Consider the following 19,151-nt stretch of genomic DNA (forward strand, 5'->3'; position numbering starts at 1 on the left):
GCGGTCCCTTACTCGGCCGCTTCCGGCTTGCGCTCCTTGTGCACCTTAAAGCGCTTCAGCAGTGAGGATACGGTGTCGCGGAAGCCTCCATACTCCAGCTCGGAATAGGGCAGCATCGCGGCACCGGACCAGCCCTGGCTGCGCATCTCGATGGCCTTGCGCTGGGCGCGCCGGCGGACCTCGTCCCACGCCGGGTTGTCGAAGAAATCGGTATAGGACTCCGAGAAACGGCCGTCCTTGTCGATCGAAAAGCCGGCGCAGGAAACGATCGGCAGGCAGTACATGCCTGTCACCGGCGTGTTAATTGGCACCGGCATGAGCGGCATCACGTGCGAGCCGCGCGCATCGCCGCCTACGAAGTGCGCCTTCGCGAACGGCGAGACGATTTCTTCGGGCGCCGGGAAAATCCCCTGGTTCCTGACGATCGCGACCGGATCGTCCTTGCCGGTGTACTTGCCGGCGATCGCGTGAAGACGCTGCGCCGAAACGGCGACGGCGACCTCGCCATGGGTCCGGGAAACGATGCGATCAATGCCAAAGCGTTCGTTGTCGCGGAGCAGCGCGGCAATGTGGTAGCCATCCGCGGGCGCGTCGAGTTCGATCACGCTGTCGCCGGCCGTGTTGTCCATGTCGATGACATGGAAACGGAATCCCTTGATCATCGGGGGCAGCATCAGCCCGGCGCAATACATGGGATCGGCAAAGGCGAGGTAGAGCGGCAGGTTGTAGGCGCCGGGGCCGCATTTGTCGGCGGCGAACACCATGAAGGACTCTGCAGGTCTCGTGCCCGAGAGGCTGTGGTCGAAGCTGAGCTCGGCGACGCCCGGGCCGGCGCCGCGGACGTTTCCGGACGGTGCGTCGACGAGAAGATCCTGCCCGGCGCCATAAAGCCCGGAGGTTTTCGCGACCGAGGTGGCCGCGAGGAACGCCTTCCAGGCAAGTTGATGCACCTCGGAGCTCCCTTCGCCCCGTGTGTGCGTCATGATGATCGCAATGTCGTCGCCGGTGTGGCAGACGAAAGCGTCGATCAGCAGGCCATCGCAGATGGCCCTCGCGACCTCGCCCTCGACAGCCGCCATCATGCGTGTGGACGGTTTCGTGTGGCCGCCGACCGAGCCTATGTCAGCCTTGATGACCGAAAGGGTGAGTTTCATGAGCGTTCCCTCCGACAGCGCAGCGCACCGCCTCGGCGTCTGCGCTTGCTGCGCCGGGGCGACGGCGCTGCTCATTCGCGACACAGAACGTCTGAAGTTTCGTTAGGTTCCACAAATGCCCTTCTCGAAAAGCTCGGGCTCATCCGGTAGCCGGGATCATCGATCACCGTAAGGATCATGCCAAGAGCGATGGGAGTTGCAGCGGTGTACGAGCCCGCCGTTGGCCCCAATGCGACATTTCGATAACGATTTGTGCGTTGCCGTCCAAAACAGCGCCCTTGAATGAACCAGCAGGCCCATCCATTCGCCATTGTTATTCGATTCGTAGGCGCTATCGTGCGCAAGCGGCGAAGCCGCGACATTCACCCATTAATTGCGAATGGGAGACTCGCATGAAGTTCATAGTATCTTGGACTGTACCTCAAGGCACTTTCAATGCAGCAGTCGCACGCTTCCTGGAAACCGGCGGCGCACCACCCGAGGGCGTAAAGATGTTGGGGCGTTGGCATGGCATGAACGGTCAGGGATTTGCGATCTCCGAATCGAGTGATCCAAAGGCCATGTATCGTTGGGTCGCCCAATGGTCTGACCTGCTCCCGTTGACCGTCGCGCCTTGCCTAGAGGACGCAGACGCGGGCGAGGTGATGGCGTCGCTACCCAAGCGTTGACCTTCAATACGATCACAGCCACCGCCGCCGGGTTCGGCGGCGGTGGCATGCCGAAGCAGGCTCAGAATGTCTGTTGATCGAGGAAGACCGGAAGTGACTGGCCGTCAGTCAAAGCAGCGCGTTTGACCCATTTGGGACATTGGTCGAGCCGAGAGAACCATTCCTCAGGCCGGTGAAATCGGCTAGATTTGGCTCTAGCTCCGGAAGCGGACGTGCCGAAGTCTTTGCATGGGACAGCGGGTAGCTAGCGCACCGTCAGCGGGCATCGCACTTCGATTAATCGACGTCTCCTTCTTGCCGATGTGACTCATCAATCGCAGGGGTCGTGTGCGCGCCAGCGCCCGACACGTATCACAACACCAGGAGAGTCATATGCAACCGAGAACGCTCGTCCTGAAACACATTGTTCTCGTATCGCTGGCAGCCATGTTCTTCGTCGCGAGTCCGTCATTCGCGCAGCAGAAAGGCGCATCCTCTTCTGAGATGCAAACAAGAGAGGTGCAAATTAATGGCCTTACACTGCATTACATTGAGCTCGGGCAAGGAACTCCAGTGGTGCTGGTGCACGGCACACTGGAGGATTACCGCACGTGGGATGGACAGCTTGAGGCGTTCTCGAACAGATATCGACTAATCTCGTACAGTCGTCGGTATCACTATCCAAATGAATGGCCCAAAGACTCAACAGATTTTTCTGTGACGATACATGCGAGAGACCTGGCTGCCTTCATCAAGGCACTTAATCTACCCCCGCTTCATCTCATTGGTCATTCGTATGGAGCGTTTATTGCTTTCCTAGTCGCACGAGATCACCCGGAGGTCATTCGCAGTCTGACGCTGGGCGAACCGCCTGTAATGCCGTTACTAAAAAATACACCTGAAGGAGATGCTCTTCTTACCGCCGCCATCACGAGATCAATCGCTACGAGCGAAGCATTCAAGCAGGGGAATGATGAAGAAGGAGTGCGTCGATTTGTGAATGGCGTGTTGGGCGAGGGGTCGTACGAGAAACTCCCACCTCCCGTTCTGAAGCGCCTCATGGACAATGCCCAAGAACTAAAGGGCGAGGTCTCATCGCGAAACCTCCATCCACCCACGACATGCGAGGATGTGCAGAAGGTGAAAGCGCCAACATTGCTCCTCGACGGGGAGCGCAGTCCCAAGATGTTCCGTCTCATCAACGACAGACTGGAACACTGCTTGCCGAGCGTAGAACGTGCAACGATTCCGGCAGCATCTCATCAGATGGAGGTTGAGAACCCCCAAGCCTTCAATGAGAAGGTGCTTGCATTCATTGCAAAGCACTGAACTGTTGTATCTCGTTCACGATCGTTGATGCCGTTTTCCGGGAGCCCCGGCGGGCGGTCGAGCGCTTCCGGACGGCTGCGGCCCACCCAACTTCCGTTTTTGTGCACCGACTTGAGTTCGTAATGCGCGCCAATGCGGACATCGGCCGACCAGTCCGAAAACTAATGGGTTCACGCCATAGGTCTCAGATTACGCCGCTTACTGCCTGAACTCATTGGTCAGCTCGCCGATGCCGTCGATCGCCACCGTCACCGTGTTGACCGGCTCTTTCACATGACGCCGACCGATGTGCCGCAGGCGATCAGATCACCGGACAGTGTTATGTCATGCGAGATCTTGCTGACGTCGTTGACGCAGGTGTAGCCGAAGATGAAGTCATCGGCCTCATCAATGGAAACGTTGGTGCAGGGCTTGCCGATGACGATGCCGGGCTCGCCCTCATAGGTGGTCTTGCCGTCATAGGAGAGGGGTCGCATAGGAGGGGGGGCATTCGATCACGCCGGCGCGGTGACACTGGTGGTGGCTTTAGAGAGATACGGTGGCGACGCTCTCATTCAGTTTTTGATTGACGATCTGGACCGTGCGGTCGATTTCGGCATTGGGTACGCCAAGTTGATGCGAAATCAGCTTGACCAGCAGGTCGACGCGCTCGATGGAAGGCGCGCCACCAGCGACCGCCCGGGCCGCCGACGAGGGCTTGAGAAGGCTTTCCGCGGCTTTGGCGTATTTCTCGAAAGGTACCTGATCGGTGGGATCGGCGCCCAGGCGCTGGGCGATGGCATCGACATGGTCGTAGATCGACTGCGAGAGATTGATATCGCCGTGCACCGCGTCGCGGATCGATTGCGGCTCCTGCGGCGTGATGCAGCGGTAATTCCCCGTCAACAGCATCGACCATTTGGCCAGAGGGACGAACATCGAATCGAACACTTTGAGCTTCACCGGAACGTCCTGGCCATCCAGCTTCACCGCATCGACGTCGGCTTCCAGCTCTCGAAGCAGCAAATTATGTTTCTCATCCGCAAATGACGCTGCCTTGAAGTTTGTCGGCAGGCCGACATGAAGAACATTCGCCGCCTCTTCCGGTGGGCGGAAGGCCTGCGGATCGGGGGAGCAGAGCGACACCAAGCCCGGCTCGAACTGTTCCCATACCGCGGCGTTGGTGTAGGCCTGCTCCAGCTCCATCTTCGCAAGCGCCGGGATCCGTCTGAGATAGGGCAAGGGCGGCATGTTCATGATCGAAAGGCAAGGCAGCTTCGCCTCGGCGATTTTGATCATCAGAGCCTGGATCGCATGGTTGGTGTATTGCGGTTCCTGCATGGCAAGACCAACCAGATCATAACGGGAAGGATCGACGCCGGCGGGCTCGACCGCGTCCAGGATTCCAGGCAGGTCGCGCGAGAAGATCGGCCGGTGCGCCGCCTCGTCGCGCAGCTTGATGCGAACTTCGGTGCCGTCGCGATTGATGAGTTCGGCCGTCTGCTTCCGGCAAACCAGGGTCACGTTGTGACCCGCCATCAATAGCTTTGTCGCCAGCAATGAGCCATACGAGGCTCCAAGGATCAGAATGTTGCGCGCCATGCGCCCTCCCACAGATAATGCTTTCCGGCGCGCCACTACTCCGGCGCAAATTTGCGAGCGCCTGCTTTGCGACAGGAGTTAAGCCGAAATTTTCGGTGCGATACCGCCGGCTTCCCTGGGATGGGCCCAGGAAATGCCGGCGGAGTTCGAAGCGACCGGTCAGGCCGACGCGACCAGCTTGTAGGGCGTTGCTTCGTCGTCGAACGCGGTCGTGATGTCGCGAATGCTGATGACGCCGATCAGGCTGTAATTGTCGATTACCGGCACGTGGCGGATGTGATGCTTGCTCATGAGGTGACGGACATGCTCGAGCGTATCCGCCGAGGTACAGGAGACGAGCTGCTGCACCGAAATGAATTGCGAGACGCGCATGTTCACGCCGGCTGCGCCGTGTTCGGCAATCGCGCGAACCACGTCGCGCTCGGTGAACATGCCGACCGCCGTGTTGCCTTCGGTGCGGACGACATCCTTGACGACCAGCGCGCTGATATTGCCGGAGCGCATCAGTTGCGCGGCAATGGCGACGGTCTCGTTCATGCGGACCGTTGCGACACGGGCGGCTTTCTTGCGCAGGATATCTCCGACTTGCATGGCAACCTCCTTGGGGTGAACTATTGGCTCAAGTCTGGTATACATAATGCCAATTGTCAACACGCGGAATGTGGAATTCTCGCAGCCGAGGTCGAGATAAATAGGCAGTATTATTGACATTTCTGGAAAGTGCCGTGACATTCCAGGAAGAGGGGCTCTCGAGTTGCTCGGTCCCAAATGGCGTCAGGTATGCCAGGGCCTCCTGCTCGCCAAAAGAAAACGCGCCCACCGGAGGGTGAGCGCGCCTTTGTCATGCGGTGGAGCGGTGTGGCTAGGCCGCAATCTGCGATTTGGCGACCACCATCTTGCGCCAGGGTTTTAGCACCGCGATCGCCAGCAGCGAGGCCAGGATATTCGCGCCGGCCGCGACGATGAACACGGTGTCCCAGGTGCCCGACGATTGCTGCATGTAGTTCGCCACCGGCACCAACAGCGCCGCGGTACCCTTTGCCGTGTAGAGCAGGCCGGCATTGGTGGCGGCGAACTTTGCGCCGAAGGTGTCCGTGCAGGTCGATGGGAAGAGGGAGTAGATCTCGCCCCAGGCAAAGAACACGAAGCCCGACAGCAGCACGAACCAGACCGGGTCATGGCCCAGCATGTAGAGGCCCCAGATACCGATGCCCTCCATGCCGAAGGCGATGAACATGGTGTTCTCGCGGCCGATCATGTCGGAGATCCAGCCGAAGAACGGACGGGTCAGGCCGTTGAGCACGCGATCGATGGTGGCCGCGAACGTCACCGCCGTCATCGTCACCGCCATCAGCGTCACCGGCACGCTGTCGACCTTCCAGTCGACGGCGATCGGCTTGAGGTTGGCCGTCACCATCAATCCGCCGGCGCCGACGATCACGAACATGAAATACATCAGCCAGAAGATCGGCTGACGGATCACTTCGGTGGGTTGATAGTTGCGCCGGGTCTGGATCACGTTGCTGTTCTGCACCGTCGGCACCTGTCCCGCTTTCGGCGAGAACATCAGGAAGGCGAGAATGACGATGATGATGCCTTGGCCGAGACCGAAATAGAGGAAGGTGGTCTGGAAGCCGGAGTCCTTGATCATCGCCTGGATCGGCGCAACGGTCAGCGCCGAGCCTGCGCCGAATCCGGCGGCGGTGATGCCGGCGGCGAGGCCGCGCTTGTCGGGAAACCACTTCAGCGCGTTGCCGACGCAGGTGCCGTACACGCCACCCGCGCCGATGCCTGCGATGATCATGCCGAGATAGAAGCCGTTGAGCGTGGTCGCGTGGGCGTTGATCGCCCATCCGATGGCGCAGAGGATGCCGCCGATCAGGACGACGAGGCGCGGGCCGTATTTATCGACGAACCATCCCTCGACCGGCACCAGCCAGGTCTCGAACAGCACGAACAGCGTAAATGCCCACTGGATCGAGGCGCGATCCCATCCGAATTTCTGCTGGATGTCGGGGACGAAGAACGTCCAACCATATTGGTAGTTCGCGATCATCACCATCGCGGCGACGCCGATGGCCAATTGAGTCCAGCGATAGGCATCGCTCACTCGCGCCTCCGCGACGGGGGCTGCTCCGTGCACTGTATCCGTCATTTTTCCTCCAAAGGGCTGCTGTTCTATCGTTGCCCGACAGCTCGGCGCGAGTGTGGTATATGTTATGCCAGTAGACAAGAGAAAAATTTGCACATGTTCTAAGAATTCCCCGGGCCGGTGAAAGGCTGCACAAACAAAAAGGGCCGCGCAGTTGCGCGGCCCAATCGTTGGAAGCGTCTTAAGCTATTGCTTTGCTTAGAGCTTAATCATGCGGTCGCCGCGGATCGGAGGCGGCTGTAGCCTTCCTGAATGACCGACCAGAACAGCGCGATCAATCCCAGGATCATGATCGTGCTGACCAGCGGATTGGAAAGGAACACTCCAAACGAGCCCTGGGATCCCAGAAGCGACTGGCGGAAGGCCTCTTCGGCCTTGTCGCCGAGCACGATCGCCAGCACCAGCGGGGCGAGGGGATAGTTGCACTTCTTGAGCAGATAACCGATCACGCCGAACACCAGCATCAGCATGACGTCAAACGTGCTGCTATGGACCGAATAGGCACCGATCGCGCATAGCACCAGAATAAGGGGTGCAATGATGCTGAAAGGCACGCGCAGGATAGCTGCGAAAATCGGTACGCAGGTGAGCACGACGAGCAGGCCGACAATATTGCCGAGATACATCGAGGCGATCAGGCCCCAGACGAATTCCTTCTGTTCGACGAACAGCATCGGTCCGGGCTGCAGGCCCCAGATCAACAGGCCGCCGAGCAACACTGCAGCCGTCGGAGAGCCCGGCACGCCGAGCGAGAGCATCGGCAACAGCGCCGCTGTACCCGCAGCATGCGCCGCGGTCTCCGGCGCAACGACGCCTTCGATCTCGCCCTTACCAAAATTGCTGCCTTTCTTCGCGACGCGCTTGGCAATGCCGTAGCTCATGAACGAGGCTGGGGTTGCACCCGCCGGCGTGATGCCCATCCAGCAGCCGATGAAGCAGGAACGCAACGAGGTCATCCAGTATGCGGGGAGTTCCTTCCAAGTCTGCAGCACCACGCGCAAGTTGATCTTGGCGTTGCCACCGCGGAAGGCCAGCCCTTCTTCCATCGTCAGCAGGATTTCGCCGATGCCGAACAGTCCGATCACGGCGATCAGGAAGTCGAAGCCGTTGAGCAGGTGGGTGACACCGAACGTCAGCCGCAACTGCCCGGTGATGGAATCAAGTCCGACCGCGGCGAGCGCAAAGCCGATCATCATGGCCGCAATGGTCTTGAACGGCGGCTCCTTGCTCAAGCCCACGAAGCTGCAGAATGCGAGGAAATACACCGCGAACTTTTCCGCAGGTCCGAATTGCAGCGCAAAGCTGGCGACCAGGGGAGCGACCAGCGTGATCATGACCACGGCGAACAGCGCGCCGACGAAGGAGGAGGTGAAGGCGGCGGTCAGTGCTTCGCCGGCCTTGCCCTGCTGCGCCATCGGATAGCCGTCGAACGTCGTGGCCACCGACCATGGTTCGCCCGGTATGTTGAAGAGAATCGAGGTGATCGCTCCACCGAACAACGCGCCCCAGTAAATACAGGACAACATGATGATGGCCGACGTCGGCGACATGCTGAACGTCAGCGGCAGCAGGATGGCGACGCCATTGGCGCCGCCCAGTCCCGGCAGCACGCCGATGATGACACCGAGCACGATGCCGATAACCATCAGCATGATGTTGTACGGCTGCAGCGCGACCGCAAAGCCGTGAAAAAGATTGACGAGTTCTTCCATCCCGATAATCCAATCTTGACTGTGCGTCGTTGTTTACAGGTCGAGCCAATCTTCCACGGGTCCCTTTGGAAGCGGGACCATGAACCAGCGCTCGAAAATCAAATAGGTGACGATGGGCATACCGAATGCCACCGCCAGGACGGTGATCCAGTTGTATTTGCCCAGCCATCGCATGAACCATGCGATGAAAACGATCGAAGCGACGTACAGCCCGATGAACGGCATGGAGCCGACATAGATGCCAGTGGGAATGACGACGCTCAGAACCTGACGAAGCTGTCCCCACTCCGCGAACAGTCCGTCATTGTCTTCGCGCAGCCCGTGCCACAGATTGATCCCGCTGGAAGCGACGATGAAAAGTCCGATATAGAATGGGAAGAACCCGGCGCGGGGGCCCTCAGCGCCCCAATTGATCCCCGCCTTGAGGCTGCCGGCGATCACGATCACTCCGAACAGAGCGATCAGTAGGGTGACGCCTGCTTCCACGAGCTTGTGGGTCGGGCCGGTGTTGCTCGAACTGCCTGTTGTCATCGAAACTCCATGCGCAATCAAGCCCGCGGAAACCGAGCCCGCCGTCTGCGTTGCTACCCCAATCGATCAGTGCTTCTCGGTCAGTTGCTCGGAGCGAGGAAACCGGCCTCTTTCATCAGAGTCTGATGACGCTTGTCTTCGGCCTCGACCCATTTGGCGTATTCAGCGCCGGTCAGGAAGGTCGTGTTGAAGGCACCGCTCTTCATGAAGTCCTGCCACTCAGGCGTGGCGCGAATTTTCTTGAACAGTTCGACATAATACTCGACCTGGTCCTTGGTGGCCCTGGGCGCCATGAAGATGCCGCGCAGCATCAGATATTCCATGTCGAGACCTGCCGACTTGCAGGTCGGAACGTCCTTCCAGCCCTTGCCGTCCGCGATCGGCTCATCGTAGGCCATCGGCTTTGCATCAAAAACGCAGAGCGGACGCAGCTTGCCGCCGCGCCATTGCGCGACCGCCTCGATCGGATTGTTGACGGTCGAGTCGACGTGGTTGCCGACGAGTTGAACGGCGACTTCGCCGCCGCCCTTGTAGGGAATGTAGGTGAACTTGGTGCCGACGGCTTTTTCCACGGCAACAGTGATGATCTGATCTTCCTGCTTCGAGCCGGTGCCGCCCATCTTGATCGAGCCGGCGGGAGCGGCCTTCACGGCATCGATGTACTCCTTGGCCGTCTTGTACGGCTTGTCGGCGTTCACCCACAGCACGAATTCATCCAATGCCAGCATCGCGACCGGCGTGAGATCTTTCCAGCTAAACGGAATTCCGGTGGCAAGCGGAGTGGTGAAAAGGTTGGAAAGCGTAATGATGATCTTGTGCGGATTTCCGCCCGATCCCTTGACGTCGAGGAAGCCTTCGCCGCCGGCGCCGCCGGACTTGTTGATGACGACCAGCGGCTGCTTCATCAGACTGTGCTTGGTGACGATGCCCTGGATCGTGCGCGCCATCTGGTCGGCGCCGCCGCCCGTGCCCGCGGGGACGATGAATTCAACGGGCCGTACCGGCTCCCAAGCCGCCGTTGCGGGAACCGTGACCCCGCCCGTGCACAGCGCCGCAATCGCTCCCAATGCAAGATGTGTAGAACGCCTCATTTGCTTCACTCCCGTTGAACTGTGGTTACGCCGGTCTTTGCCGGCTTGGTAAGTTCATTCCCGATCAAACGTTTCGGGTCTTCATGCACCCATGATCGTCGCGCCGCAATGATTGCCTCAACGCGACTCCCGCAGGTTCGAATTGTACGAGGGGCCTGATCGAGCGGCATCCGCTCCTTTCGGCCAATTGTGAGTCTGAGAGGCGCAAGAAGAGGGGTAGGCATGCTCACGCTGCCCGTTCCTTGCGATATCGCCTTCGCTGTCCCTTGCGGACTGCACGGCCTAGCTCCCCCCTGGTATGCGCCCTTGTTCTGGTATGGGCGTTTTTAGAATTGTTGTATATGATATGCCACGATGCAACTGGTTTTTGGTTTCGATGGGAGCCTAGGCCAATTTGTCGCAGGTGGCGCCCAAACAGGCAGTCGGTGAGCGGCGAACGAAAACGGCCCCGGAAACCGGGGCCGTTGACCGAAATGTAACCTATGGTTGCTGTGGGATTTCGCGAGGTACCGCGCAAAAAAGCCCTTACTGCAGAAGCGTCAGAGCCCGAAAGGGGGGAGATCGCCGTTGCGAACCGCAATACGGCTGCTCGCGATCAGCAGACGGTCGATGGAAGCCATCAGGCGGCCGAACAGGGTGGGGGAGGGCAGGACGCCGATGGATGCAGTCTTGGACATGGATGTCCCCTTTCTGAAGTGGCGGAGGAGCTCCGCTTTCGTTATACGGGGAGACTTTATGTATACCAGATACCACCAGCAACGGCTTTGTTTGCATAGCAGCAATCGGACGTTTGCATTGCAGCAATGAGTCGCGGTGCTGGCACTCCAGAATGAAAAAGGCCGCCGGAAGCCGGCGGCTGTTGCATCCCAGAATCCCAGACTGCTTGTCAGGCGGCCGGCTTCCGCGGCGGGATCGGGAGCGCGCCGAAATCGTGGATTTCGGCGACCTGGTGATCGCTGAAGCCGAGCACCTGGCGCAGGATCTCGTCGGTGTGCTCACCGAGCAGCAGCAACCGAGAGCCGCGAAACTCACAATTGATCCTGACCGTGCGGTTCGGCTTTAAGCATCCATGACCCATGAACTCGAACGGTTCTCGCCGGGACCACCGTCTTCCGTAAACACGCCGTTGCTTGTCCTGGCTCGGGCATGCACGACCGCGGTATTTATGACTTATCCCGCGTGTCTGAGTTGGCTCATGGACGCTTGGCAAATGACAGCAACCCGGGCCGGTTTGGTTCAGGGGGCATTCACAGCTTCGTTTGCCGTCTCCTTACTCGTCGTCTCCTTTCTGTGTGACAGGTTCGGCGCAAAGAGCGTGTTCGCCTGGGCAGCTATTTCGTGCGCTGCGTCAGCTCTCTTCTTTGCTACGTTCGCACGATCCTTCGAGAGTGCACTTGCATGCATGGCGCTTCTGGGGCTGGCGCAGGGTGCTACCTACACGCCTGCCATCATGCTTGTTTCGACCAACGCGCCACCAGATCGCAAGGCTTCGGCCGTCGGGTGGGTCCTCGCAGGCATGTCGGCCGGCTATGTGCTGTCCATAGTTCTTGCGAACGCGATGCTCGCGACCGCAGACTACCGACTGGCCTTTGCCGTAACGGCTGGCGTCGCGGTTGTAGGCTCGGCGCTCAGCATCGCCGCCACCTGGAATGCACGCGATCAGGTCGTGCAAATTGACCTGGGCCAGACGTCGTCTGATAGTCCTTGGAAGCGTCAGGCCCGGCTACTTACACTCGGATATATTGGACATACGTGGGAGCTGTTCGGAGCGTGGGCATGGATCCCTGCGTTTCTGACCGCGTCGTTGCTATCACAAGGTCGATTGACCGGCGTGGAGATTGGCATTTGGATAGCGGTCACGCTCCACGTTTCGGGCTTCTTTGGCTCCTTCCTGTCTGGATACGCAGCCGATCGCTTCGGCGCAAAGCCGGTCCTGGTGGGCTTCGCATTGGTGGGCGCCGCGTGTTCCCTCGTCATAGGCTGGCTGAATGAGCTAAATGTCGCGCTACTGCTTGCGTTGGTCTGGATCTACGGCTTTGCCATCATTGGCGACTCGTCGGTGCTTTCGTCCGCCATGACTGACGCAGTACCGGCGTCGCAACTGGGCCGGGCACTTGGCCTGCGATCAATCTTGGGCGTTGGGGCGGGTTCCGTGTCGCCCATTGCGTTCGGCATGGCGCTCGACATGACACCCGCTTCTGTATCGTGGGGGCTGGCTTTTGGCATTTTAGCCTTCGGCGGGGCGCTGGCTTTCGCCTGCGCTATTGCATTGCGGAGATGACGCCTAGGCCGCCTTGCCGATGCCGATTCAACCTGACTTCCTCTCGCCCAAACAAAAAGGCCGCCGAAAGGATCTCCATCGCCTCGAACTTGGTCTTCTTGCCTGTTGTGCGTAACGGGGAGGAGGTACGAGCCACACCCGAACGGGTGTAACTGATATCGTGTCTATCGCCCGAACGTTTGCGATCCGAATTGACGACTCGGCTTTTGGCTTGCCGAGGTGACATTCTCTCTTGAGTGAGGGAGGCGTCCGTCCGGTCGGCGCGAGGCAATTTCGGTAGGGCAACAGTCATGGATCATCGGAGTGTACCGGACCCCGTTCACCGCGTTCCCCTCGACCGCAAGGATCTGTTCGGGCACGATCTGCCAGGCTCGTTGTGGCATTCCGTGGATTCATGGTCACGCTTCCCGACCCACACGGGAGATAACAGCGCCGGCAATGGCGGCAGAGGTTATTTTGCCGGGAGCCTGATCAATAGCAGCTACGCTGGTTTCGAGCCGCTCAACGTCGCGTGGCCGGGCGTCCATGCGACAGCCCTCGCTCATCAGACGAACATCGCGTATTTTGATCAGTCCGCAACCCAGATCGCGGGAGTTGGCGGTGATGGCGGCAATTGGAATGCCGCATTGGGCGGAGGCGTCGCCGCGTTCGGGTCTGTCGGCATCGGCGCGATCGCCACCGGTGGCAACAGCGCCGGCAATGGTGGCGATGGCTACTTCTTTGGAGCAATGGTGCACGCTCCCGTCGCGGTCTATGCCCCGATCAACATTGCGGTGGCGGGATATAATTCCAGCGCTCACGCTGATCAGACAAACAATGTGGTGGTCGATCAATCCGCGTTTCAGATGGCCGGCGTTGGGGGTGATGGCGGGAACGGCAATGCCGCGATCGGTGGAGGTCTGTCGGTCTCCGAAACTGGCTACGGGCCCCACCAGCCGATCGGCTGGTCGGGCCCTGCCCACGGCGGGATGGGCTCCAATGTGATCGCGAGCGGGGATAACCACGCAGGCAATGGCGGGGACGGATACTTCTATGGGGGCATCGTTCACGCGTCGTTTGCGTTGTACTACCCGATCAACATCGCGGTGGCGGGATACAATTCCACTGCCAACGCCGAACAGACAAACAACGTGGTGTTCGATCAATCCACGTTTCAGATGGCCGGTGTTGGGGGCGATGGCGGCAACGGCAATCACGCGATTGGCGGAACTGCGGACATCTTCTCTTCGATCTTCGACTTGATCGGCTCTGACGTTATCGCGACCGGCAACAACGGCGCCGGCAATGGCGGCAACGGCCATTTCTCGGGAAGCATGATCGACATCGACGTGGCGATCTACGTGCCGATCAACATTGCAGTCGCCGGCTACAACTCAACAGCCGAGGCTCATCAGAGCAACAATGTCGTGTTCGATCAGAGCACGATCCAGATTGCCGGAATCGGCGGTGACGGCGGCCACGGCAACGCTGCGCTTGGCGGCGATTTCGCCATGCAACTGTTGTCGGACCTTCACTTGCTGGATCACGCCTAGAGCCTCGCCGTTTCGATCTATCGAAACGAAGCGCTGGATTTCTATTTGACGCGTTTTCCTTCACGCGAACCGCTATCCACTTCGTTTGAAAACGCTCGGGCGGCATTGGAGCTCACGGGGGCTCGGCAACGAGCGGTAGCACTTCGGGCGTACAGGGTTCGAAAAGGGTGGCATCAGCTTTGACGGCTAGCCAATCCGGCATCGAAATCCAAAACTCGTGCTGTCCACATTGGGACACACAGTGTGCAAACCAGCCCAGGGAGACTGACATGGCAAAGGCAAAGGCATTGTTTCCTTCCGACACGATCGCGTTGAAGGTTTCGACCGGCGGCAACAGCGCAGGAAACGGCGGAGACGGCGTCAATACCGGTGATATCAGCAGCAAGCCCAGTATCGAGTTCAACCCGTACAACAAGGCTGACGGCGCCGACGTGTACGTCAAGACCGGCGATCAGGTTCATCAGAAGGCCTACTGGGACGCCGGGGGCGCGAATGCGAAGGCGGAGAAGCATTCGAAAGCAGAGGGCGGCAAAGCCGTATCGAATGGCGACCAGGAATCGGACAGCGGTCACAATAAGTCCGACGTGGATGCCAACACTTCGGCCTACCAGAAAAACTACCTCTCTGCGGACATGAGTCAGAACGTGTGGGCCGGCATTGGCGGCGACGGCGGAAACGGCAACAAGGCGGAAGGCGGGGACGTTGACATCAAGATAGTGAACGACTCGCTCAACAGCCACGAAACCTACTATATCGACGATTCAGGCATGTTGGCGCACGGCTGATCGGCGACTCTGGAGGGGCAGAGAACCGGCGGCGGGGGCTGCCGGTTCTCACTTCGCTGCAAAGTCGGCGAACAATGGGACGGGAAGCGTCGGACTTCAGAACACTGGCGGGAACGCAATGCTGACGCCACCGCTACGGCTGCAAACAATGTCACCAGCGCGGACGCCGTTGAAAGCGGCCTTGCGGGCCTGCGCAGGGTCGCTCGGGCTCGTTTTCGCATATAGCTGCAGCTACAATCTCCTTCTCCTCGCGCCTTCGATCTATCTGCTTCAGATCTATGATCGCGTCCTGTCGAGTCGCAGCGGCGCTACGCTCCTGATGCTGACGTTGATCGTTGCGTTTACCGTCGTGGTTGGCGGCGTGCTTGACGCACTGCGCCGCGCTGCATTGGGCCGGATGGGCGAGTGGCTTGAAGAAGAACTCCACCCGGCAGCGCTCTCCGCGTGCTTCAAATACGCCTATGAGGCCGATCGGGCGCGGGCATCGGAAGCCTATCGCGATCTTGCGACCTTGCGTCAGTTCGCGCAGTCTGGAGCATGCTCTACGCTGTTTGACGCGCTCTGGACGCCGCTTTTCCTCGGCGTTCTCTTCCTCGTGCATCCCTTGCTGGGCGTAGTCGGCACACTCAGCGCATTGTTCCTGCTTGCTCTAGGGCTTGCCGGAGACCGTCTCACGCAAGGCCCGCTGGTGCGATCGGCTGCTGCGCTGACGAGGAGCCAGGGATGGTTCGGCATGGCCGTCGGAAACCTCCACGTGATCAGAGCCATGGGAATGCTCGACGGCGCCACACGCCTGATCCGTCAGGCTGCGCAGGATGCTCGGAGCGAGCAAGAGGTGGCTCAGCGCCGCCACGAAACCATCATGCTGATCTCCAAACCCGTGCGGGCGCTGACGCAGGTCGTGATCATGGGCGCTGCCGCCTGGCTCGTTCTCGAGCAGGACAGAAATCCCGCCATCATCTTTGCCGCGAGTATGCTGTTCGGACGCGCGCTCCCGCCCATTGAAGGGGCGATTGCGGGCTGGAGGGCGTTCGCGATGGCTCTCGCCGCCTACCACCGGCTCAACGACATCATGTCCGCAGTCGCCCCGGCTGCGAGCGTCAGGACTCTCCCGGACAGGCCGAAGGGCGACCTCACCGTCAACAATGTCGGCGCCGCCCTGCCGGGATCGAACCATCTGTTCGTGAAGGGCGTGTCGTTTCGTCTCGCGCCAGGTGAATGTCTTGGCATCATCGGTCCATCGGGCTCCGGCAAATCCACGCTCGGCAAGCTCATCGCTGGAATTTCGGCTCCAACGGCAGGTTCGGTGCTGCTCGATGGCATCGACATTTCAGCCGTGCGCGATTTGGGCGGCGGCCGGCGGCTTGGATATCTGCCGCAGGATATCGATCTCTTCGGAGAAACCGTAAAGGACATCATTGCGCGGCTGGACGACGCCGATTTGCAAAAGGTCATTGAAGCAGCAAAGCTGGCCGGCATTCACGAGACGCTCATCCGGCTGCCGCAGTCGTACGACACGATCGTCGTTGGCGGAGGCGCCAATCTGCCGCGCGGGTTTCGCCAGCGCCTCGGCCTTGCACGGGCATATTTCGGCGATCCGCACCTCGTGGTCCTCGACGAGCCTAACTCCAGCCTTGACGCGCTCGGCGAGCGCATGCTGTTCGACGCTATTGAATGGATGAAGGCCGCCAACACGACTGTCATCATCATCACCCACCGGATCGGCATCCTCGGCGCAACGGACAAGATTGCCATCATGCAGGACGGTGCTGTCAGCGCATTCGGCGACAGCAGGGAAATTTTCGAGAGGTGCCTGGCCCGTCCCCAGGTCGCCACACAACCCGTGCCGGGTCGTTCCGATCAGAAGTACGAAGGCGGCGTCGGCGCCTGGCCGCAGCCGAGCTTGCCATGATCCGCGGCAAACGTCCTCACCATCGCTTTGCCCGAGGGGAATGGGATCTCATGAGAATTTCATTCGCTCACCTCTACATCCGGGCGGTTCAACGGTGGTTGAGATCGGCGGCGCCAGCGTTCTGCGACCGGCTTCGCGGTGTCACCTCGATCCGTATCAGGCATTTCCTGGGTCTCCGGGCCCGAAGAGGGTGGCATCGTCTGAAAACGGCAATCGCTCACGCCGAGATCTGGCAGGTCCCGCGGTGGTTGAGATCGGCGCCGCCGGCGCTCCGTGACCGGCTTCGCGGTATCACCTGGACAGGAAACGTGCTGGCTTTCGGCTTTGTCGTTGGTCTCGGTACCTGGTCAACCTATGCCCCCCTCGAGAGCGCCGCGATTGCTGTCGGCACCGTCGAATCCGAGTCGAGCCGCAAGACCATTCAGCACCTCGAAGGTGGCATCATCAGGGAAATTCTGGTCGCGGACGGCGACGTTGTCCGCGCCGGACAGACGCTGCTCTCGCTGGAAGACACCAAGGCTCGCGCCGAAGCCCAGAGTCTGCAAGGCCAGTTGTGGGAGGCGGTGGCACGAGAGGCGCGGCTGCGGGCCGAACAGCACGGCGATTGGCGGGTGTCGTTCCCGCCCAGGTTGGAGACGGCGCAGAATACCAGTTCGTCGGTCGCGGATATCCTTGCTGGCCAGCAAGCCATCTTCGAGACGCGCCGGCAGGTCTTTCAATCGCAAGTCGCCGTGAACCGGGAAAAAAGGTCGCAGGTGGAAAAGGAGATCGAGGGCCTCAGGGCGCAGGAAAGCGCGGCGTCGAGGCGCATCGAAATCGTGCGCGAAGAAGCGGTAACCGTCGCCATGCTCGTCAACAAGGGACTTGAGCGGCGACCGAGGCTTCTGAACCTCGAGCGGGAAGTTGCCGACATCGAGGGACGGCGGGGTGAGATTGTTGCGCAGATATCGCGCGCCGAGCAGGTCATCAACGAATCGCAGGCAGTTCTGCTCAAGATGGAGAATGACCGTCATAACGAGATAGCGCAGTCGCTGCGCGACGTGCAAAATCAGATTTTTCAGCTACGCGAGCGACTGCAGGCGGCCAACGACCAGCTCTCGCGTACAGCAGTCAAGGCGCCCGAGGACGGCGTTATAACCGACCTGAAGATCCATACGCCAGGGGGCGTGATCGGCGCCGGCGCACCTCTCATGGATCTGGTTCCTCGGCAGGATCGACTCATCGTGATTGCGCGTGTCAGGCCCGAGGACATCGATGTGGTCCGTCCCGGACTGAGCGCCGACGTGAATCTTCTGCCCTACAATCAGCGCCGCGTACCGCGGCTCCATGGGACTGTGACGCACGTTTCTGCCGACCGTCTGGTCGACAAGCGTACCGATCAGCCCTACTACGCAACGAAGATTCGAGTGCAGGATCCGGCAAGCACCGGGATCGATGGCGTCCAGATTGTTCCGGGAATGCCGGCCCAGGTATTCATCAAGACGGGCCGCGGCACCGTGGCGCTCTACGCTCTCCGGCCCCTGCTCGACAGCTTCCACGGTGCGTTCCGCGAGGATTGAGCTGCGATCAGAACGGCGAGCTCTGGCAGCTCTCAAGAAGATGACCGCACGCGTGAGGGCTGCGCATGACCGTTGGCCCGGCTCCAGCGAACGACCGCCTCGGTGCGGTTATGCGCGGAGCATTTTCGCATGATACGTTGTATATGCATTTTTACAGTGTTTTCCGAAAGGTTGAGCCTGACGGCAATCAACTTGTTCGGAAGGCCGAGCTGCAGCGCCTCGAGCACATGTTGTTCGCGTGGCGTAAGGTCACCCATCGCCTTCTCCGGCACAATCCTGGTGCCGCCGTTATCCTCGTTCGTTACGATTAGTTCGGACGCGTCGGCGCATCCCGATGTCGCCTTGCTCGACGCTCCATTTTGCCCAACGATCGGTAAGGGTCGGTAGACCCCACCGGCAAGGACCAGGCGTAATCCGGCAATAGCGACTTCGACCGGGATCGATGTCGGAAAGAAGCCACGCACTCCGCGTTGCATCGCAGCCGAAGCCGTCGCATCGTCGTCGCGATTTGACAACACGGCAACGGACGCTTTGGGGCAGGTTTCTGCAAGGAGGGCGAGGCTCTCCTCGATCGAAGGGTCAGTGATCTGCTTGTGCCCGATATTCAGCGCAATCAAGCGGATGTCTCTGCCGGATAGCCAGTTCAGGCCGCCAGCCGTTGCCATCTCGACGATCTCGAATCCAGTGAGTTCTCTCTTGAGTATATTGAGGATGCACGTACGCGCCAGGACATGTTGCTCGATGATCACGAGCACCGGCGAGTTTTGTGATACCAAAGCAAGTTCTGCGGGATTAGAAAAATCGTCCATGATTTCCCCGAAATTCAGAGATTAGCTGTCACTCCACAAGTTTTGATTTCCATTTTCCATGGGGCAAATCTGCCCC

Annotated in this window: 17 protein-coding genes and 1 pseudogene; 7 read left to right on the top strand and 11 right to left on the bottom strand. The window is 59.9% G+C overall.

Annotation, left to right across the window (positions count from 1 at the left end; genetic code table 11):
* Positions 1-8: 8 nt before the first annotated feature.
* A complete protein-coding gene (locus LMTR3_RS28640) occupies positions 9-1,154 on the bottom strand; it encodes a fructose-1,6-bisphosphatase (protein ID WP_065748611.1) in 1,146 nt (381 codons plus the stop codon).
* 392 nt (positions 1,155-1,546) lie between these two features.
* Here LMTR3_RS28640 and LMTR3_RS28645 point away from each other — a divergent pair, with 392 nt between their 5' ends.
* Together LMTR3_RS28645 and LMTR3_RS28650 are read left to right on the top strand one after the other, a co-directional pair.
* Complete coding sequence (locus tag LMTR3_RS28645) at positions 1,547-1,822, top strand: DUF3303 domain-containing protein (RefSeq protein WP_065748318.1); 276 nt, start codon at positions 1,547-1,549, stop codon at positions 1,820-1,822.
* Between the two features lie 372 nt (positions 1,823-2,194).
* A complete protein-coding gene (locus LMTR3_RS28650) occupies positions 2,195-3,130 on the top strand; it encodes an alpha/beta fold hydrolase (protein ID WP_065748319.1) in 936 nt (311 codons plus the stop codon).
* 198 nt (positions 3,131-3,328) lie between these two features.
* Here the strand turns inward: LMTR3_RS28650 and LMTR3_RS28655 are convergent.
* The 9 genes and pseudogenes from LMTR3_RS28655 to LMTR3_RS39890 form a co-directional block, all read right to left on the bottom strand.
* Positions 3,329-3,672 (bottom strand): annotated as a pseudogene (locus tag LMTR3_RS28655) (fumarylacetoacetate hydrolase family protein); the annotation flags it as partial.
* A complete protein-coding gene (locus tag LMTR3_RS28660; protein WP_065748321.1) occupies positions 3,656-4,711 on the bottom strand; it encodes a ketopantoate reductase family protein in 1,056 nt (351 codons plus the stop codon). The gene LMTR3_RS28660 and the pseudogene LMTR3_RS28655, both read right to left, overlap by 17 nt.
* 159 nt (positions 4,712-4,870) lie before the next feature.
* Complete coding sequence (locus LMTR3_RS28665; RefSeq protein WP_065748322.1) at positions 4,871-5,302, bottom strand: CBS domain-containing protein; 432 nt, start codon at positions 5,300-5,302, stop codon at positions 4,871-4,873.
* 271 nt (positions 5,303-5,573) lie between these two features.
* A complete protein-coding gene (gene oxlT, locus LMTR3_RS28670; protein WP_065748323.1) occupies positions 5,574-6,866 on the bottom strand; it encodes an oxalate/formate MFS antiporter in 1,293 nt (430 codons plus the stop codon).
* Positions 6,867-7,072: 206 nt separating this feature from the next.
* Positions 7,073-8,575 (bottom strand): tripartite tricarboxylate transporter permease, encoded by a 1,503-nt coding sequence (locus LMTR3_RS28675; protein ID WP_065748324.1) that lies wholly within the window; start codon positions 8,573-8,575, stop codon positions 7,073-7,075.
* 33 nt (positions 8,576-8,608) lie between these two features.
* A complete protein-coding gene (locus tag LMTR3_RS28680) occupies positions 8,609-9,106 on the bottom strand; it encodes a tripartite tricarboxylate transporter TctB family protein (protein ID WP_065748325.1) in 498 nt (165 codons plus the stop codon).
* A gap of 80 nt (positions 9,107-9,186) precedes the next feature.
* Positions 9,187-10,197 carry a Bug family tripartite tricarboxylate transporter substrate binding protein gene (locus tag LMTR3_RS28685; RefSeq protein WP_065748326.1) on the bottom strand — a complete coding sequence of 337 codons (1,011 nt, stop codon included), beginning with the start codon at positions 10,195-10,197 and terminating at the stop codon, positions 9,187-9,189.
* 539 nt (positions 10,198-10,736) lie between these two features.
* Entirely contained in the window at positions 10,737-10,874 is a 138-nt protein-coding gene (locus tag LMTR3_RS38715; RefSeq protein ID WP_176722016.1) for a hypothetical protein, read from the bottom strand.
* A gap of 209 nt (positions 10,875-11,083) precedes the next feature.
* A complete protein-coding gene (locus tag LMTR3_RS39890; protein WP_283809330.1) occupies positions 11,084-11,209 on the bottom strand; it encodes a hypothetical protein in 126 nt (41 codons plus the stop codon).
* Between the two features lie 57 nt (positions 11,210-11,266).
* On the opposite strand from LMTR3_RS39890, the gene LMTR3_RS28690 reads away from it, so the two are divergent.
* The 5 genes from LMTR3_RS28690 to LMTR3_RS28710 all read left to right on the top strand — a co-directional run bounded on the left by LMTR3_RS28690 (position 11,267) and on the right by LMTR3_RS28710 (position 18,266).
* The gene (locus LMTR3_RS28690; RefSeq protein ID WP_065748327.1) at positions 11,267-12,478 is read left to right on the top strand and encodes an MFS transporter; all 1,212 of its coding nucleotides are present in this window, start codon (positions 11,267-11,269) and stop codon (positions 12,476-12,478) included.
* A gap of 290 nt (positions 12,479-12,768) precedes the next feature.
* Positions 12,769-14,010, top strand: coding sequence for a hypothetical protein (locus LMTR3_RS28695; protein WP_065748328.1), 1,242 nt, complete (start codon positions 12,769-12,771; stop codon positions 14,008-14,010).
* A gap of 269 nt (positions 14,011-14,279) precedes the next feature.
* Positions 14,280-14,795 (top strand): hypothetical protein, encoded by a 516-nt coding sequence (locus LMTR3_RS28700; RefSeq protein ID WP_065748329.1) that lies wholly within the window; start codon positions 14,280-14,282, stop codon positions 14,793-14,795.
* Between the two features lie 148 nt (positions 14,796-14,943).
* Entirely contained in the window at positions 14,944-16,707 is a 1,764-nt protein-coding gene (locus LMTR3_RS28705) for a type I secretion system permease/ATPase (RefSeq protein WP_245320029.1), read from the top strand.
* Positions 16,708-16,919: 212 nt separating this feature from the next.
* Complete coding sequence (locus LMTR3_RS28710) at positions 16,920-18,266, top strand: HlyD family type I secretion periplasmic adaptor subunit (RefSeq protein WP_502686678.1); 1,347 nt, start codon at positions 16,920-16,922, stop codon at positions 18,264-18,266.
* Positions 18,267-18,298: 32 nt separating this feature from the next.
* On the opposite strand, the gene LMTR3_RS28715 is transcribed toward LMTR3_RS28710, so the two are convergent.
* A complete protein-coding gene (locus tag LMTR3_RS28715) occupies positions 18,299-19,075 on the bottom strand; it encodes a response regulator transcription factor (RefSeq protein ID WP_065748331.1) in 777 nt (258 codons plus the stop codon).
* Between the last annotated feature and the right edge of the window lie 76 nt (positions 19,076-19,151).

The organism is Bradyrhizobium sp. LMTR 3 (genome assembly GCF_001693485.1).
In the GTDB taxonomy this organism is placed as follows: domain Bacteria; phylum Pseudomonadota; class Alphaproteobacteria; order Rhizobiales; family Xanthobacteraceae; genus Bradyrhizobium.

Bases quoted from the DNA above. Each gene is read 5' to 3' on its own strand.
- LMTR3_RS28715 (WP_065748331.1), bottom strand. From the start codon at position 19,075: ATGGACGATTTTTCTAATCCCGCAGAACTTGCTTTGGTATCACAAAAC.
- LMTR3_RS38715 (WP_176722016.1), bottom strand. From the start codon at position 10,874: ATGTCCAAGACTGCATCCATCGGCGTCCTGCCCTCCCCCACCCTGTTC.
- LMTR3_RS28680 (WP_065748325.1), bottom strand. From the start codon at position 9,106: ATGACAACAGGCAGTTCGAGCAACACCGGCCCGACCCACAAGCTCGTG.
- LMTR3_RS28705 (WP_245320029.1), top strand. From the start codon at position 14,944: ATGTCACCAGCGCGGACGCCGTTGAAAGCGGCCTTGCGGGCCTGCGCA.
- LMTR3_RS28700 (WP_065748329.1), top strand. From the start codon at position 14,280: ATGGCAAAGGCAAAGGCATTGTTTCCTTCCGACACGATCGCGTTGAAG.
- LMTR3_RS28645 (WP_065748318.1), top strand. From the start codon at position 1,547: ATGAAGTTCATAGTATCTTGGACTGTACCTCAAGGCACTTTCAATGCA.
- LMTR3_RS28690 (WP_065748327.1), top strand. From the start codon at position 11,267: ATGACCCATGAACTCGAACGGTTCTCGCCGGGACCACCGTCTTCCGTA.
- LMTR3_RS28660 (WP_065748321.1), bottom strand. From the start codon at position 4,711: ATGGCGCGCAACATTCTGATCCTTGGAGCCTCGTATGGCTCATTGCTG.
- LMTR3_RS28665 (WP_065748322.1), bottom strand. From the start codon at position 5,302: ATGCAAGTCGGAGATATCCTGCGCAAGAAAGCCGCCCGTGTCGCAACG.
- LMTR3_RS28675 (WP_065748324.1), bottom strand. From the start codon at position 8,575: ATGGAAGAACTCGTCAATCTTTTTCACGGCTTTGCGGTCGCGCTGCAG.
- LMTR3_RS28685 (WP_065748326.1), bottom strand. From the start codon at position 10,197: ATGAGGCGTTCTACACATCTTGCATTGGGAGCGATTGCGGCGCTGTGC.
- oxlT (WP_065748323.1), bottom strand. From the start codon at position 6,866: ATGACGGATACAGTGCACGGAGCAGCCCCCGTCGCGGAGGCGCGAGTG.
- LMTR3_RS28695 (WP_065748328.1), top strand. From the start codon at position 12,769: ATGGATCATCGGAGTGTACCGGACCCCGTTCACCGCGTTCCCCTCGAC.
- LMTR3_RS28640 (WP_065748611.1), bottom strand. From the start codon at position 1,154: ATGAAACTCACCCTTTCGGTCATCAAGGCTGACATAGGCTCGGTCGGC.
- LMTR3_RS28650 (WP_065748319.1), top strand. From the start codon at position 2,195: ATGCAACCGAGAACGCTCGTCCTGAAACACATTGTTCTCGTATCGCTG.